General features: G+C 35.2%; 15 protein-coding genes and 3 pseudogenes. 15 read left to right on the top strand and 3 right to left on the bottom strand.

The window, feature by feature from the left end; genetic code table 11:
* The first annotated feature begins 153 nt into the window (after window positions 1–153).
* The 14 genes and pseudogenes from OPR58_RS06645 to OPR58_RS06580 all read left to right on the top strand — a co-directional run bounded on the left by OPR58_RS06645 (window position 154) and on the right by OPR58_RS06580 (window position 11,963).
* Window positions 154–828: a hypothetical protein gene (locus OPR58_RS06645; RefSeq protein ID WP_265022293.1), complete on the top strand. Its 675-nt coding sequence runs from the start codon at window positions 154–156 to the stop codon at window positions 826–828.
* 6 nt (window positions 829–834) lie between these two features.
* Window positions 835–2,785 (top strand): annotated as a pseudogene (locus OPR58_RS06640) (DUF4815 domain-containing protein).
* A gap of 14 nt (window positions 2,786–2,799) precedes the next feature.
* Window positions 2,800–3,987, top strand: a complete 1,188-nt coding sequence (locus OPR58_RS06635) for a hypothetical protein (RefSeq protein ID WP_265022292.1) — start codon at window positions 2,800–2,802, stop codon at window positions 3,985–3,987.
* A complete protein-coding gene (locus OPR58_RS06630; RefSeq protein WP_265022291.1) occupies window positions 3,987–4,181 on the top strand; it encodes a hypothetical protein in 195 nt (64 codons plus the stop codon). Before OPR58_RS06635 ends, OPR58_RS06630 begins: the two co-directional genes overlap by 1 nt.
* Window positions 4,178–5,599, top strand: a complete 1,422-nt coding sequence (locus OPR58_RS06625; protein WP_265022290.1) for a M24 family metallopeptidase — start codon at window positions 4,178–4,180, stop codon at window positions 5,597–5,599. Before OPR58_RS06630 ends, OPR58_RS06625 begins: the two co-directional genes overlap by 4 nt.
* 10 nt (window positions 5,600–5,609) lie before the next feature.
* Window positions 5,610–6,170 carry a hypothetical protein gene (locus OPR58_RS06620; protein ID WP_265022289.1) on the top strand — a complete coding sequence of 187 codons (561 nt, stop codon included), beginning with the start codon at window positions 5,610–5,612 and terminating at the stop codon, window positions 6,168–6,170.
* Window positions 6,163–7,350 carry a phage tail sheath subtilisin-like domain-containing protein gene (locus tag OPR58_RS06615; protein WP_265022288.1) on the top strand — a complete coding sequence of 396 codons (1,188 nt, stop codon included), beginning with the start codon at window positions 6,163–6,165 and terminating at the stop codon, window positions 7,348–7,350. Before OPR58_RS06620 ends, OPR58_RS06615 begins: the two co-directional genes overlap by 8 nt.
* An 11-nt stretch (window positions 7,351–7,361) precedes the next feature.
* A complete protein-coding gene (locus OPR58_RS06610) occupies window positions 7,362–7,868 on the top strand; it encodes a phage major tail tube protein (RefSeq protein WP_019236469.1) in 507 nt (168 codons plus the stop codon).
* A gap of 87 nt (window positions 7,869–7,955) precedes the next feature.
* Window positions 7,956–8,867, top strand: a complete 912-nt coding sequence (locus tag OPR58_RS06605) for an Rpn family recombination-promoting nuclease/putative transposase (RefSeq protein ID WP_265022287.1) — start codon at window positions 7,956–7,958, stop codon at window positions 8,865–8,867.
* Window positions 8,868–8,988: 121 nt separating this feature from the next.
* Complete coding sequence (locus OPR58_RS06600) at window positions 8,989–9,246, top strand: phage tail assembly protein (RefSeq protein ID WP_265022286.1); 258 nt, start codon at window positions 8,989–8,991, stop codon at window positions 9,244–9,246.
* Between the two features lie 109 nt (window positions 9,247–9,355).
* Window positions 9,356–10,042, top strand: a pseudogene (locus OPR58_RS06595) (phage tail tape measure protein); the annotation flags it as partial.
* A 63-nt stretch (window positions 10,043–10,105) separates the two neighbouring features.
* Window positions 10,106–11,194, top strand: coding sequence for an IS481 family transposase (locus tag OPR58_RS06590; RefSeq protein ID WP_019236582.1), 1,089 nt, complete (start codon window positions 10,106–10,108; stop codon window positions 11,192–11,194).
* A gap of 206 nt (window positions 11,195–11,400) precedes the next feature.
* Window positions 11,401–11,589, top strand: a complete 189-nt coding sequence (locus tag OPR58_RS06585) for a hypothetical protein (RefSeq protein ID WP_038249248.1) — start codon at window positions 11,401–11,403, stop codon at window positions 11,587–11,589.
* A complete protein-coding gene (locus tag OPR58_RS06580; protein WP_265022244.1) occupies window positions 11,583–11,963 on the top strand; it encodes a recombinase family protein in 381 nt (126 codons plus the stop codon). The genes OPR58_RS06585 and OPR58_RS06580 overlap by 7 nt, the downstream gene beginning before the upstream one ends.
* Window positions 11,964–11,975: 12 nt before the next feature.
* Here the strand turns inward: OPR58_RS06580 and OPR58_RS06575 are convergent, their stop codons facing one another.
* Window positions 11,976–12,935 carry an IS5 family transposase gene (locus OPR58_RS06575; protein WP_265022212.1) on the bottom strand — a complete coding sequence of 320 codons (960 nt, stop codon included), beginning with the start codon at window positions 12,933–12,935 and terminating at the stop codon, window positions 11,976–11,978.
* 94 nt (window positions 12,936–13,029) lie between these two features.
* On the opposite strand from OPR58_RS06575, the gene OPR58_RS06570 reads away from it, so the two are divergent.
* Entirely contained in the window at window positions 13,030–14,394 is a 1,365-nt protein-coding gene (locus OPR58_RS06570; protein WP_265022285.1) for a recombinase family protein, read from the top strand.
* Window positions 14,395–14,399: 5 nt separating this feature from the next.
* Here the strand turns inward: OPR58_RS06570 and OPR58_RS06565 are convergent, their stop codons facing one another.
* Window positions 14,400–15,755: a recombinase family protein gene (locus OPR58_RS06565; RefSeq protein WP_265022284.1), complete on the bottom strand. Its 1,356-nt coding sequence runs from the start codon at window positions 15,753–15,755 to the stop codon at window positions 14,400–14,402.
* A gap of 257 nt (window positions 15,756–16,012) precedes the next feature.
* Window positions 16,013–16,453, bottom strand: a pseudogene (locus OPR58_RS06560) (recombinase family protein); the annotation flags it as partial.
* Window positions 16,454–16,740: the final 287 nt, after the last annotated feature.

The following is a 16,740-nucleotide window of genomic DNA, read 5'->3' as shown; positions in this document are numbered from 1 at the left end:
TTTAAACAGTGGAATATTGTATTGGTGCACTACTTTTCTATGATTTAGTTGATTTTCAAAAGCTGCCTTAAAATTATTTAAACTTTTTTTATATTGTTTGGACGAATTGTTGAGCAACCGTGTATATATATAATACAGGAGCCAAACTTTCAAATGTCAATACTCACACAATCAGGTCGAGCAGCAATAGCAGCAAGTATAAAAGAGCAATCTCTACATCTTGCCTGGGGCAGTGGTGATGCAAGCTCTGGAAGTAGCCATAAAGTAGAAAAAACTTTCGTTAAGGGTGAAATAAAACTTGATCATCAACCTGTTAAAGATGTGAAGGTTGTTACAGGACAAACAATGCATCAGCCAAATATAGTTGATAGCAGTACTGGTGTAATTAAACGTACGGAAAATAGCTCTATTCCAGTAAGTGATAAAGTTACTGTAGAGTATAGTGAAAGCACACCACCAGAGCTGATAACTTCTGAAAAGCTGCTCAATGAACTTGGCAGACGTACTGCAGATGAAGTGCTATTCTGCACAGGTGATGAAAATGGAGAGCTTTTGACCCCTTCTGGGAGGTTTAACCCTTCTAATGTACCAACCAACAATCTTTTTCTCAAATTCACTTTCGATTTCACGGATGCAGCAAATCAAGTTATACGGGAATTAGGGGTTATGGTTGGTACTAAAATAAAAGAAGGATTACCTGAAGGACAGAGATATTTCGAGCCAAAAGACGTGGAAAATCCTGGAATTTTGTTAGTTTTAGAACACACCGTACCACTTATCAGAACATCTGCAACTCGGGAAACTTTTTCATTTGTTGTAACTTTTTGAAACAAAATGACCTTAAATAGTTATTATAACCGCTTTAATCCTGACAAAGAATACGAAAAAGCTTGTTCCTTGCAGGAAGAGGTTTGCAGTCAGCAGAATTAAATGAGACTCAGGAGTATGCTCTTTCTAAGCTCAAAGGCATAGGTGATGCAATATTCCGTGATGGCGATGTTATAACAGGAAGCAATTGTATTATAGATAGAGAAACTGGTAAAGTTACACTTGAAGGAGGAAAAATCTATCTGCGCGGTGCAGTTAGAAAAGTTGAAAAAGAAGAATTTGTTATTCCACTGAGTACCACAGTTCGCATAGGTGTTTATTATGTAGAATCTACGATTACAGAACTTGAGGATGAAAACCTTCGTGATCCTGCTATTGGTACAAGAAACTATCAGGAAGTAGGAGCTGCAAGGCTTAAAGTTTCCACTATTTGGGGTTATCAAGCAGAAGGTCTTTCTCCACGTTTTTCTGAAGGAGAGTTCTATCCAATTTATAACATTGAAAATGGGATACTGATAGAACATTCACCGCCACCACAAGCAAATATAGTAACTACTGCTCTTGCTCGTTATGACAAAGAGGCAAATGGTTCCTACGTTGTAAATGGCCTTGAAGTGATGTTCCTCCACAAAGAAGAAAAGGGAGAAGAAGGGGTAAAAAAAGGTAAAAAAGAAATATTTGTGATTAATGAGGGCAAAGCTCATGTTGATGGCTATGAGATTGAACTTCCTCACAGTATTCGTGTTTCTTTTGATGAAGATCCGGATATAAAATCAGTTGAATCAGAACCACATACTTTTCAGCCAAATAGCCAAAGAGTAATGGAACTTAAAGTTAATGATTTTCCAATAAGTGAAATCAAAAAAGTAGATATAACCGTTCAAAAAACCATTACCATTACTCATGGTTCATATTCAGGAGCCATTGATCCGATACCTGACTCTGCAGTACTTGAAATTATTCAAATTAAACAAGGCAATGTTATTTATGAAAATAGTATAGATTACAAATTAAACGCAGGAAACGTTGATTGGTCATTACCAGGTAAAGAACCAGCTCCTGGAAGTAGTTATCAAATAACTTACCGCTGTCGTACTCATGTAAGTCCTGAAGATATAAGTGAAGAGGGATGCAAAGTAAAGGGAGCAGTTGATAACAGCTTGGTTTTGATTGATTACACCTGGAAAATGCCACGCTTTGATTTAATTACTATCGATAGCAAAGGGGTGGTAAGAAGAATAAAAGGAATTTCCCACTCTTGGAGACCATCGATGCCTCAAGCACCTTCTGGACAACTTTTGCTCTGCTACATTCATCAGACATGGAAAAACGGAGAAAAAGAAGGGGTAAAAATAGTGAATAATGCTATTCATGCTGTACCGATGAATGAGCTTGAAGCAATGAAAAAAGGAATAAATGATCTTTATGCGCTGGTTGCAGAGGAGCGTTTACGCAATGATGCAAATTCAAGAGAACCTACCACCAAAAAAGGAGTATTTGTTGATTCGTTCTTTGATGATGATATGCGTGATCAAGGAATTTCGCAGTCTGCAGCAATAGTAAACAAAGAATTAATTTTACCTATAGATGTGGAAATTATTGATGTTGAAAGAGGTAAAGAACCTTATCTTTTACCTTATAAACTTGAACCGGTACTGGAGCAGCTTTTACAGACTAAAGGAGAAAAAATTAATCCGTATCAAGCTTTTGATCAAGTCCCGGCGCAAATTACTCTAAATAAAAACATTGACCACTGGACCGAGGTTACCACTAATTGGAAAAGTCCAGTAACAAGAGTTTTAATGTTAAAGAAACGACAGAGCTGCTGTCAAGTACTTCATACGAAGCTGAATTTATGAGAGAAGCAGTACAGAATTTTGAAATTGAAGGTTTTGAGCCAAGTGAGAAGCTTAAAGAGATAAAATTTGACGGAATAAACATTCAACCTATAACTTAAAACTGGAAAACCAAATGTTAACAGCTAACAATCAGGGAAAATTAAAGGGAAAGGTGAAAGTACCAGCAAATATTCCAGCCGGTACTAAATTAGTGCAATTTTACGGGGATAAAGGAAGTTATGGAGAAGCAACTTATACTGGTAAAAAAACAATTACCATAGAGGAAAGAAGAAGAGTTATCGCAGCAAGAAGAGTTGATCCTTTAGCACAAACATTTACTTTAAATGAGAGCAGACACATAGGGGGTCTAGATTTATGGTTCACAAATAGCGGCAAAAAACGTGTTGTTGTGCAGATTAGAGAAACAGCAGTGGGAATGCCCTCGCAGACTGTCATTGCTGAAAGTTATATTGAGCCAAAAGATATAAAGATAGATGGCACAGCAACACGTATAGAGTGGTTACCAGTGTTTTGCCATGCAGGACAAGAGTATGCAATAGTGCTACTCACTGATGATGCAGATACTGCAGTAAAAATAGCAGAGCTTGGCAAATATGATACAGTAAATATTCGTTGGGTAACAAGTCAACCATATCAAGTAGGAGTATTACTTTCATCAAGCAATGCAAGTACCTGGACTCCACATCAGAACTTAGATTTAACGTTTCGGCTTTTGGCTGCAAAATTTAGCGAAGTTTCTCACATTATTGATCTTGGCAAGGTTACTGCAAATAACGTATCAGATTTAATTGTTTTGACGAACGTCGAAAAAGTAGCATTTGATACCAATGTGGAATTTATTTTAACAGATGAAGAAGGAAAAGAAAATTTTTTGTCTGATAATTTGCCGCTCGCACTGCGTGAAAGAATAAATGGGGAATTAACGGTAAAAGCAAGCCTAAAAGGAGGGCGAGAAAAAAGTCCAGTTCTTTATCCTGGGTTACAGCTAGTTATGGGTAATATAGGGGAAAAAGGAGATTATGTTACAAGAAGCATTACAGCAGGAGCTAACACCAAGATCACCATAACATATGATGCGCTAATACCTGGCACTGCAGATGTTAAAGCATATGTGGAACAAAGCGTCAAAGGATGGCAATTAGTAAATTTAACATCAGGAAAACCAATTGGAGAAAATTGGGTAGAGAGAACTCATGTGCTGACAAACTTTAATGGCAATGAGACTAGGGTAAAATTAGTTTTAAGTGGAACAGTTGTTTATCGCCCTAAGGTAAAAAATCTCAGAGTGATTGTCACATAATGACTGTTGACCAAACCAAACGAGAATATCCACTGCCTCATCCAGAAAATATTGCAGTTCAAGATGTGGTACGTATTCGAAGAGCTATAGAAAAAATAGATGAAGATATTACCGAAAGAGAAGATGAGCATAATCAACTAAAAAATAATTTTAAACGATTTAGATTTGAAACTTTTTTGAATTTTTGGGAATGAAAGAAGCAATATACCAAAGAATAAAGGATTTAGCAGCAAACAGCACACCTGATCAACTGGCATATCTTGCGAAATCACTGGAATTGATAGCAGATAAAAAAGCTATTTCTAATATAGTGCAAATGGCTAAAATAAAAGAAATAATTGATGCACTACAAAAAAGACTTAAGGATTTAGTAGCAAACAGTACTCCAGATCAATTAGCATATCTTGCTAAAGCATTGGAATCAATAGTCGACAAAAGTGCGGTTTCTGAAATTGTGCAGATGACAGATGGTAAGCTAAAAGAACTTCTTGATAGTGCAAAAAAACACTTAACTGATCTGGATAATAAAAAAGCTAGTTCTTTAGCAGTGATCTCTGAATCAGAGAAGCAGTTATTAAAGAGAATTGATGAAAAAGGGACAACAAATTTATCGCTACTTGATACGAGAAAGAATGCCAGTATTGCAGCAATAAATAGTGTTGGCAATGATCATAAAGATGGTCTTAAAGGTTTAGTGAATAACTTCCGTACTGTTAATGATGTGCCAAGTGGCTCATCAATTATTAGGGAAATAGAAACTCGAATTGAAAACATCTCTAATGAGGTAAAAACTCGGGATGAACAGTTAAAAGCGTCTCTTATAAATGAAATAAGAAAGCGCAACATGGTTGAACCAGGGTCATTACCTTTCTTATTTGGTGTACTTGGCAGAAAAAATAATTATTTTGGCCACGGAACTTTTACGACAGAGCTTGGAAAGTGGAGTAGTGATATAACAAAAACTGACTATATGTTACAACTACTAGCAGGTAGCCATACGTACAATACAGATTACGTTAGTTTTTATCGGCCAAGACAACTAAGTTTTATAGAGGGAAGTAAAGGAACATTTATTTACGGAGAGTTATGCACAAAAAGTTTTTCGGGTAGTTATGATGAGATATACTATTACCCGTATGCTGCACTTGGAGTAGTATTTGTAAAAAATACAACCAATGTGAACATAAATAAGACAATGGAATTTGTTGGATCATCGTATTCGAGTACGGAGTACGGGGGAGCAGGATTATTTGTGGGAACTCCTGATAACACTAATTCTAATAAATCAAGTATTTCAAAAATAGTATGGAAAAATGTTTACCAATACATGAGTTCTGATAGCAAGTTAGCCGGATCTGGTAATGTGGAGATTCCAGCAGGAAAAACAGTTGCAATATTACTTTACACATCATCTTATCTGTATTCCAGAACACAAGTTAGTCAAGGTATGCTTGCATCAAATTATGTACACAACTATGGTCAATTTATTCAGTGGGGGATTTATAACATACGTAGCAATTTTCTCACCACAGGGCTTGAGGTAGATGTGGAAAGGACGCTCAGGGGTTGGCAATGTCCAGGGTTAGAACGAACTGATCAAATATGGCAATGAGGAGGAATTTGTGACTATTTATATACGTTTTGAAAACCACAAGCAGATTGAAACAACAACACTTGAAAACAAGCCAACTGGAAATGATTGGTATGAAGCACCAAAGAATTTTGACTGGCAAAAAAGTTATTGTTTAACAGGAGGAGGAAAAATTGCTCAGCGGAATCAAGAAGATATTGAATTGGAGTTACTACAAAATGCGAAGTTTTCTGCACTTTCTAATCTTCGTGCTTATTATGATAACTATACTAACCAATACACAGGAGTATCTCATCAAAAGTCTAAATCGTATCAAATACAAGAAAAAGCCGCAAAAAGTATTCTAGCAGCACCAGAATCTATGAATGAAAAGGATAAAGAAGTTATAGAGCCTTTAGCAAAAGTCCGTGGTATTACAGTTATTGAAATGGCAAGAATCATTGAAGAAAAAGTAAAAAAAGCAGTAAAAGAAATAATTAAATGTGAAGAGTTGGAAGACATTACCAAGAAGAAAATTGCAGAAGCCAAAAGTGAAAATGAGCTAGAGAACTTACTAAACGATTTTAAACAAAAGATGCAAAGAAATGGCTGAAGAATTTTTGCACGGAGTAAATGTTATTGAAGTAACCTCAGGGGCAAAAACAGTACGTGCAGCTAAATCATCAGTGATAGGTGTAATTGGTACTGCACCTGAAGCTGATGAGCAAAAATTTCCGCTAAATAAACCAGTGTTAGTTGCAGGAAGCTTAAAGGAAGCAGCAAAGCTCGGAAAGAGTGGCAGTTTACCTTCTGCAGTAAATGGAATATTTTCCCAGATTGGTGCAACAGTAGTAGTTATTCGAGTTAAAGAAAGTGAAAACAGCGATTCAAAGCTCAAAGAAAGTGAAACTATCCAAAATATAATTGGCGGTGTTGATAAAGAGACTGGAGAGTATCAAGGGATAGAGGCATTCCTCAGTAGTGAAAGCATAGTTCATATTGCTCCAAGAATATTAATTGCTCCTAAGTTTACTCATCAGTTACCTGAAATAGATGGAGTAAATCCAGTAGTGAGTGCTTTAATTTCCATAGCAGAAAAATTAAGAGCAATTATTGTTGCAGATGGACCAAATACTAATGATGAAGAAGCAATAAAATGGAGAAAAAGTGTAGGCAGCTCAAGAGTTTACGTAGTTGACCCTTGGGTTAAGGTATTTATTGAAGGAAAAGAAGGAACCTTGCCAGCAAGCCCATTTGTAGCTGGTTTAATAGCAAAAGTAGATAGCGAACAAGGATTTTGGCACTCACCTTCAAATAAAGAGATAAATGGTATTGTTGGAACAAGCAGGCCTATTGATTTTACGCTCGGTAATACAAATTGTAGAGCAAACCATTTAAATGAAAATGAAGTAACAACGATAATTCATCAAAATGGCTATAGGCTTTGGGGAAATAGAACATGTTCAAATGACTCAAAATGGGCTTTTCTGTCAGTGAGAAGGACTGCAGATTTAATCAACGATAGTCTACTTCGAGCTCATTTATGGGCAGTTGATCGCAATATTACCAAAACTTATATAGATGATGTGATTGAGGGGGTGAATTCTTATTTGGCCAATTTAAAAGCCCAAGGAGCTATTATCAGTGGAAAATGTTATGCAACTCCCGAACTCAATACACCGGCAAATATTGCAAGCGGAAAAGTGTCTTTTGATTTTGAGTTTACACCGCCATATCCAGCTGAGCAAATAATATTCAGATCCCATCTTGTAAATAATAGTGTAATAAGTTAGGAGAAAGCGAAGTGTTACCCAAAATACTGAGAAATTTTAACGTATTTGTAGATGGTCGTGGTTATGCAGGAAAAATAGATGAAATTACGCTACCAAAGCTTACCATAAAAACAGAAGAGTACCGTGCTGGTGGTATGGATATTCCAATAAATATTGACATGGGCATGGAAAAGCTTGAAGCAGATTTCACTTTTTCTGAATACGATACAGAGCTTTTTCGGCTATTTGGGTTGATAAATGGAAATTCAGTATCTTTAACTCTTCGTGGTGGAATGCAAGGAAGTGGTAGTAATGATATTGAAGGAGTAATTATCAACCTCAGAGGCATATTCAAAGAATTTGATTTTGGTAGCTGGAAACCTGCTGAAAAAGCCACTCTAAAATGCACTGTAGCTGCCCATTACTATAAACTTACGATAGGTGGTAATGAATTAATAGAAATCGATGCTGAGAATATGATCCGTAAGATTAACGGTGTGGATCAAATGGCCTTGCTGCAAACGATTCTAGGGATTTAATGTAATAGACGGATGCCTTTTCACTTCTTTATTGAAAAATTACTGATAATACTGTATAATTATTGATGTTTTTTAGGCATTTGTGCTATGGCTTTATCTAAATTTCTCGACCCTAAGAATGATGTAGCATTCCGCCGTATCTTTGGTACAGAAAAGAATAAAGATATCCTCATTCACTTTCTAAATGATATTTTGAGCTTTACTGGCAAAAATGCAATACAGGATATAGAGTTTTTAAGTACTATTCAAGATCCTGATATTGCATCTAAAAAGCAAAGTATTGTTGATGTGCTATGTAGAGATTCCACAGGAGTGCAATGGATAATTGAGATGCAGGTCGCTAAAACCAAAGGCTTTGAAAAACGTGCCCAATATTACGCTGCTAAAGCCTATTCAAGACAAGCAGATAAAGGTGATCAATACCATAACCTTAAGGAAATTATCTTTATTGCTATAGCAGATTGTATTTTATTTCCTGATAAGTCCGAGTATAAATCAAAGCACACTATTCGCGATGAAGATACTAATGAACATGATCTAAAAGATTTTTATTTTGTATTTATTGAATTGCCTAAATTTCCCAAAACCAAAGAAGATCAGCTTTCAAATATAGTTGAGAAGTGGGTGTATTTTTTTAAGTACGCTGATGAAACAAGTGAAGAAGAATTGGAAAGGATAACAGGAAGTGACGTAATAATCAAAAAAGCGTATGAAGAGCTAAATAGGTTTAACTGGTCAGAAAAGGAGTTTTTAGCATATGAAGGAGAGATAAAGCGTATTCTTGATGAAAAGGCTGTCCTTGCTCAAAAACTTGATGATGCTAAAGAGGAAGGAATCAAAATTGGTGAAGAGAAAGGAAAGATTGAAGGAAAGATTGAAGGAAAGATTGAAGTTGCAAAAGCGATGCTGACTAATAATGTTGATGTTAACACTATTGTCAAATGTACAGGTCTTCCTGTCGATGAAGTTCAAGAATTAATCCAAGTGGAAAGGAAATAACCCCTACTACAACTTTTATATTAGGTTGCCTCTTCAATCAAACACAAAAACTGTAATAAAAAAAATTAGTTATGTAAAAGCCGATATGGACTTTTATTTAATTAACTTTTTCAGGAGAAGTATGCAAGCTATAACACTTAATAACCCAATAACAGTTGATGGAATTTCTGTCTCAGAACTTACCGTTAGACGTCCAAAAGTTAGAGATTATCTAGCTATTGAGAGGCTTAATGGTAGTGATCTAAGTAAGGAAGTAACTTTGACTGCCAATTTGACATCAGTTACAAAAGAAGCAATTGAAGAGTTAGATATTGCTGATTATGTGAAAATTCAAGAGGTATTAAAGGATTTTTTTTCACCGATTATCCAAAAAACTTGAGATTAGAAATACTAGTGCTTGGCTCTATCATAGGTGGTGGAGTTGAGCACATTCTTGATATGGAGATTAGTGAGTTTATTTTATGGAGCAAATTAGCAAAGGAGCTTAAATGTCAACGTTATCTATAAAAATAGGAGCTGTTTTAGATGGCAGCTTTAATACTGTAATAAAAGGAAGTAGTAGTCAACTTACTCGTCTTGGTGAGAATATAAGAAAGCTTGATTCATCTTTAAAATCAGTATCAAAATTTAAACAGTTAGGTCATGATGTTTTGACTAGCAAGAGGTCATGGAAAGGTTTTGAGGATCAAGTAAAATCTTTAGCTAAACAAATGAAAGCGATAGAGAAACCAAGCAAAACTTTAAAAGCTGAGTTTGATAAAGCTAAGTTTTCTGCAACAAAAGCAAAAGAAGCATATTTGAAAAAGAGAGATGCTTTGCATTCATTTAATGAAGAAGTAAGCAAAAGTGGAAGAAATATTAAGTCATTAGTAAGTGACCAATATAAACTTGGCTCGTCCATTGAAGCGCTGAAAGGCAAGTATGGTAAGCTTGGATCTGCAATACGTAGTCACCAAAGTTTTTTAGCAAGCAAAGCACATTTTAAGTCACAAATTATAGAGACTATTGGACTAGGGCTAACGCTTGCAGCGCCAATTAAAGTTGCTGTTGATTTTGAATCGGCTATGGCTGATGTTGCAAAAGTAGTTGAGTTTAACAAAGAAACAAAGGAAGCTGATAAATTTGTTAAGAAGTTAAAAGAGATGTCACGTACTGTACCATTATCTGTATTAGATAGAACTTGATCTGACACTTTAAAAAAGTAAGTTATAAAATAATAAAAGAAAGGAGTGTTAGATATGAGTACGATACAAACAAAAATACTAAAACCAAAGTTAGGGTTATTAGAACTAGCAAAGCAATTAGGTAACGTATCACAAGCGTGTAAGGTGATGGGTTATTCGCGTGATACATTTTATCGATTTAAGGAGTTATATGAAAGTGGGGGAGAAGGAGCATTACATGAAATAAGTAAGAAAAAACCCCTATTAGCAAACAGAGTTTCCGAAGATATAGAAAGGGCAATAATTGGCATAGCTACAGAATTTCCAGCATATGGACAACAAAGAGCTGCAAATGAGCTGAGAAAAAGGGGTGTAATAATTTCCGAAGGTGGCGTAAGATCTGTATGGCTAAGAAATGACATTGAAACGTTCAAAAAAAGACTTAAAGCCCTTGAAGCAAAGGTTGCACAAGACGGCATAATTTTAACTGAAGAGCAACTTGCAGCATTGGAAAAAGTTAAAGAGCAAAGAGAAGCTCACGGTGAAATTGAAACAGAACACTCAGGTTATTTAGGGTCTCAAGATACTTATTACGTAGGCAATATCAAGGGCGTTGGGCGCATTTACCAGCAGACTTTTATTGATACATATTCGAGAGTGGCTTTTGCTAAGCTTTATACAGATAAAACTGCTATTACCGCTGCCGACTTGCTGAATGATAGAGTAATACCATTTTTCGATGTACAAAACGTGCCATTATTGCGCATTTTGACTGATAGAGGTACAGAATATTGTGGTAAACCAGAAAATCACGCTTATCAGCTTTATTTGGGAATTGAAAATATTGATCATTCAAGAACTAAAGCCAATTCACCACAAACTAATGGCATATGCGAAAGGTTTCATAAAACTATGCAAGATGAGTGTTACAATATTATCTTTAGAAAGAAAATCTACAGTTCTTTAGAAGATTTGCAGATAGATGTTGATCATTGGTTACGCTCTTACAATGAGACCAGGCCTCACTCAGGTAAATATTGCTATGGTAAAACGCCTATGCAGACTTTTCTTGATAGCAAACACATTGCTTTTCAGAAAAATATTAGTAACGTTAAACAAGAGACTGATATTAGTTTTAACTACCTCAATTCTTCTGTCAGTTAATTCGTTGCTGTCAGATTAAGTTGTGTCTAGTACACATTATCTGCTGCAGAATTAGCACAAATAGCTGCAAGGACTCCGCCAACAATATTGCAATAAACCTGAAACTTGAGAAGACTATTTCTCGAAAGCTTCTACAAAAAGAACGGAGAGTTGAATTTATTTATAGAGCTAATGATCAAATAACCATATGTCTCGATGGATAATATATGGTAGAGCTCATGGGCAACAAGAAATTAATAGTGCGGATTAGTTGTAGTTATGAAGTAAATCGATTAGCAGAGTTGTATCTATTAGATGCATATGAAAAATTAGTGTTAAGTAAACCAATAAAAGCGAGCAAAAAGGAAGAAAACTCTGAATATAAGAAAGTAGATTTGAGGACGGTAAAATGGTAACAGTTAGTTTATATGCAAGAGTTTCTTCAGGGAGGCAAGCACAAGAAGATACAATAGCAAGCCAAATTGCTGCTATAGAGAATCAAATTAGTATGGATGGACATAAATTATTAAATGAATATAAATTTATTGATAATGGTTATAGTGGTTCTAACATAATCCGTCCTGGTTTGGAAAAATTACGTGATAAAATAGCAGAAGGTAACATTGATAAGGTTTATATTCATTCTCCTGATCGTTTATCTCGTAAGTATGCATATCAGATGATATTACTTGAAGAGTTTAAGAAATTAGGAGTGGAAGTCATTTTTTTAAATTATCAAATTAGCGATAATCCAGAATGGCTTTGTTGCATAGCACTGATAGGCATGTAAATCACAATGAACTTACGCAGCTAATTTAAATTTAGCCATACCAATATCAGTAAATTTGTTCAGTAAGTAGCACTTAATTAACAGCTCTTTTTCACGATTTACCTCTGATTTATTTTTCAAGCCAAACCCAAATATTTGCTTCAACCTATAGAAAAAGACTTCAATATAAGACCGTGCTCCATACTTAACTTTTTTCTTCCATTCATTAATACCATCTTCATAATTCTCATATGACCTAATTCTACTAATATACTTGTTTCTTTCTGATAAGTAGTCAGCTAAACAAATTTTAGTATCCTTCCTAGGGCGAATAATAGGCACAATATTGTATTTTCTGCATTCTTTATACACACTTTTTATATCATAAGCCGCATCTGCTCGAATAGAACAAATGTTATATTTATCACTGACTTCTTCTAACATATCGCAGACCGGCAAATAGTCTACAGCAACACCACTAGTGTAGTTCATGCTTATTGCTTTCTTATCATTTATGTTTAAAATAACATGTAATTTTCTTACTTGACCATAACCACTGTATTTTCTTTTTCGAATATTAAGCTTACTATGCCCACCGTTATTATTGTAGATACTAACTCTAGTGCTATCTACGGCAATTTCAACATTTTCCAGATCATCTTTATTGCTTCTATGGTCATCAATCTTCAAATTAAGCTTTTTAAATCTTCTGGAAGCTTGTGTATAGCTGATAATCTTAAGTTTTTTGCCTATTTGTACCATATAACCTTTTACAAAACCTACAGCTTGTCTCAAGCCAATTCTAAAAAGATGAACTATTATGTGTATTAAAATTACAACTTTATCACTATAAGTGTTATTGCCACCTGCAACTTTTGGACTATTTTCATACCAATTTTCTATGGCTTGATTAACAAAATGAAAAACATTTCCTCTTTTTTTTAGAAACTCATTATATTCTCTTTGGTTACTTACTCTCATTTTTTGTGGCATAAGTTATACTTGTTTGAAAAATGCCTATTTTACAACAAAATGCGTTAGTAACCATAAGCTTTTCTCCTTACAATAACCTCAACCAACACTAGCTATGCAACAAAGCCATCCAGAATCTCAATTACTATTACAAATGCAAGGTATGATAGCAGAATACGAACGTGCAAAAATCATGGAACGAAGTCGTCGAGGAAAGATTTATGCAGCAAATAAGGGTTGTATAAGTGTAATGAGTGCTGCTCCTTATGGCTATCGTTATATAAACAAAAATACAGAAACAGGACAGGCCTTATTTGAGATTTATGAAGAAGAAGCTGAAGTTGTTCGTAAAGTATTCTCTTGGGTAGGAAGAGAAAGAGCCAGTATAGGAGAAGTATGTCGTAGGCTAAGTGCTATGTCCATTATGACGAGAACTGGAAAAGAGTATTGGGATAGGGCTGTAGTTTTGAGTATGTTAAAAAACTCTGCTTATAAAGGACAAGCAGCTTTTGGTAAAACAAGGTTTGGCGTAAAACTAAAACATATAAGACCGAAAAAAAACTCCTGCGAGCATCCAAAAGATAATTATTCTACTTATCCTGTTCCAAAAGAGGATTGGATTTATATTAAAGTACCTAGTATAGTAAGCGAAGATTTATTTGAAATCGTTCAAGAACAATTAGCTGAGAATAGAAAAATAGCAAGAACAAGACAAAGAGGAGCAAGACATTTATTGCAAGGTTTAGTAGTATGTAAGCTTTGCAATTATGCATATTATGGTACTAGCACTGCAAGGAATAAGGAGGGGAAAAAAACTAATAATCAGGTATATTATCGTTGTGTTGGCACGGATTCATACCGTTTTGGCGGTAATAAAATGTGTAACAACAAATTAATTCGTACAGATACATTAGACATGGCTGTGTGGGAAGAGGTGAAACATCTATTAAAAAATCCGAATAGAATATTAGAGGAGTATAAACGTAGACTTTCAGAACTTAAAAAATCACCACTAGATCAAAAAAGCGCTTTGCTTGAAACACAAGAAGATAAATTAAAACGAGGTATTGCAAGGTTAATTGATAGTTATGCTCAAGAATATATTGATCAAGAAGAATTTGAGCCAAGAATTAAAGCAATGAAACAAAACTTAAAAATGGTTGAAGAACAAAAGAAAAAGATATTTGATCAGAAAAAACTCACACAAGAGTTAACTCTAGTAGTAACAAATTTAGAGGGGTTTTCCTCTAGTATTAACTCAAGTCTTAATAATGCAGACTGGCTAACTAAACGTGATATTATTAGAACGTTAGTTAAGCGAATTGAGATTAATTTTGAGGATGTAAACATCGTGTTTAGAGTAAAAGAGCTTCCAGACTCTTTTCATATGGAAAAAAATCAATGCTTGCAATGTTGTTGTAGGGGTAAGCGGTGGTCAACTTGGTATCAAGAAAGAAGATCTTTTGATTATGCATATTGATACTCCTATAAAAAATTTGGATTGTTGAGTTTACCATGTTTAAAATCCATAAGGATTCTAACAGTCTCTGGCGTATTCTCAAATAAATATTTTCCTCTGGTTTTACTGTCATCTTTTCGTACTTTGATTTGACCATTATTAATTCTATCATAAATCCAATGTGTAGTAACATTGAGGATTTTTGCAATTTGTGGAACGGTAAGATATCCAGATACTTTAAGCGGATGTGACTGATTCCTTGCTCGCATAATGTTATTTTTTAACCGAATAGTTTTTACTGTATTTTCTAAAACGATGTTTTTTGTGGGGGAGCGATGTCCCTGTTTTTCTAAGTACTTAGCAATTTCTGCATCTGTTTTACCTTCTTTACTTAACTTTATTATAGACTGTTCCATTTCTTTTGCTTTAGTCAACTCGCGAAAAGAGTTTACTGGAATGGGAACATGAGAAGTAGTAGTTTCGCCACCATGCCATATAATGCGTACCTGAAGACAATCGCGTCTGATTCTGTGTGCTACCACTTTATCAATGAGACAACGAAGAAAGGACTTTTGTTGTTGACGTGATAGAATTGATTCATACCAAATTTCAGGTAATCTTTTGCCTACATCTAAAAATACTGTTTTCAGTTCTTCAGGTAATTGAGGTGTTGGATCACTTGGACGCTGACGTTCGAACATAATTTCTGCTTGTTGGAGTTCTTTCAATGCTTTCTCCCAGCGTCTTTCAAGTTCTGCAGCTACAAGACGATTGTCAGGGTCTACTTGATTAAATTGTCTTTCTGCCAATCTAACTTGGTACTTTAGGCGCTCTAATTGTTGTAAATGTGCTTTATTAATTGCTTGCTCAGATTGCAATTGTGAGTTAATCGCCTGAGTATAAGCATCAAGCTCAATTTGACCAAGTGCAGCAAAAAATTTGGGAACTACTTCATTATCAATAATATCAGCTGGTAAAAGCTGACATACAGGTACACGATACTGCTGACGTAGATAGTTGCATAAATAACGATTTCCTCCTTTATACTGTACCAACATTTTATGTCCACATTCTCCACAATAAATTATTCCATGTAATAATGCTGCACCTGGTCTTGCTATACCACGTGTTTTATTGCGATCGTATTCTGCATAATTATCTTTTAGCATCATCTCAATCTTTGTAAAAGTTTCCCAATCTATGTAAGCTGAGTATTTACCTTTGATCAGAACTTTCCATTCCTCCATTGGTAATTTTTTTGTTGTTTTGTCAGCAGAAGATGGCTTATGGTATGTAGTACGGGAACGCCCATAAACAAATGCTCCAGCATAGGCTGGGTTTTTAGTATTGAGGTAATTGCTGCAACAGTTGGCTTTTTCCACTGTAGTTCTTTGAAATTATTATATCTAGGAAGAGTTAGTTGATGATCATTAAAATGTCTTAAAACCTTTGATGCTGTTCGTTTTTCTAGAAAAGTTTCAAAAATAAGATTGATACGAGACTGAACTTCAAGGTTAGGATCCTTGCTCGCAGAACCATCAATGTTACGAACAAGACCAACTGGGAGAGATAAGGCTAAATCACCTCTGGTTGCTTTATTTAATAGTCCAGCATTTAGTCTAGCTCTTATAGTAGATAACTCCATTTCAGCAAGTTGCCCTTTCAGACCAAGTAACAGCCGACCATTAATAGTACCAGGACCATAAACACCATCCCGGTCAGCTATTAAACACTGTTTATAGCCACATATATCCAGTAAAGGATACCAGTCAGAACAATTACGTGATAAGCGAGTCACATCGTAGGAGAGAATAATTCCTACCTTTGATAAAGTGACTTTAGTGACAATCTCTTTAAACCCTTCACGCTTTTCAGCACTAGCACCAGTTAAACCAAGATCACTATCGATGATTACAACGTTATCAGCTTTCCATCCAAGGTCAATTGCTCTTTGTTTTAGTGCATACTGTAACTCCAAACTTTCTTGGTTGCTCAATGCTTGATGAGGTGTTGATTGTCTGATATAAATTATTGCTTCGCGTGCTAAATGTTGTGCTGTAATTAGCTCTGATGTACTCATAGATAACCTCTTTGGACACTAATAATATATTTTCTAAAACTTCTGACTTGAAACGTTGCGACATTTTCTGCCACACTTGACATGGTTTACATGGCATAATTTATACTCCTTTGCTAGAGAAACAAATTCGTATAATGAAGACCACGTTAACTTGCTGGTGAGAAAGTTTTGCTTACTAGCTAAGTTGGTAGCAGAAAACGGAATACGTAGAATGATGTAATTGCGATAAGTAACAAATACATTGTGGACTTTTGAGCTGACAGAAGATATTGGAAATGTTCTGCCAA

Source organism: Wolbachia endosymbiont (group B) of Ischnura elegans, assembly GCF_947251585.1.
Taxonomy (GTDB): domain Bacteria; phylum Pseudomonadota; class Alphaproteobacteria; order Rickettsiales; family Anaplasmataceae; genus Wolbachia.
The sequence above is the reverse complement of the archived record's forward strand: the minus strand, read 5'-3'. Positions and strand labels throughout refer to the sequence as shown.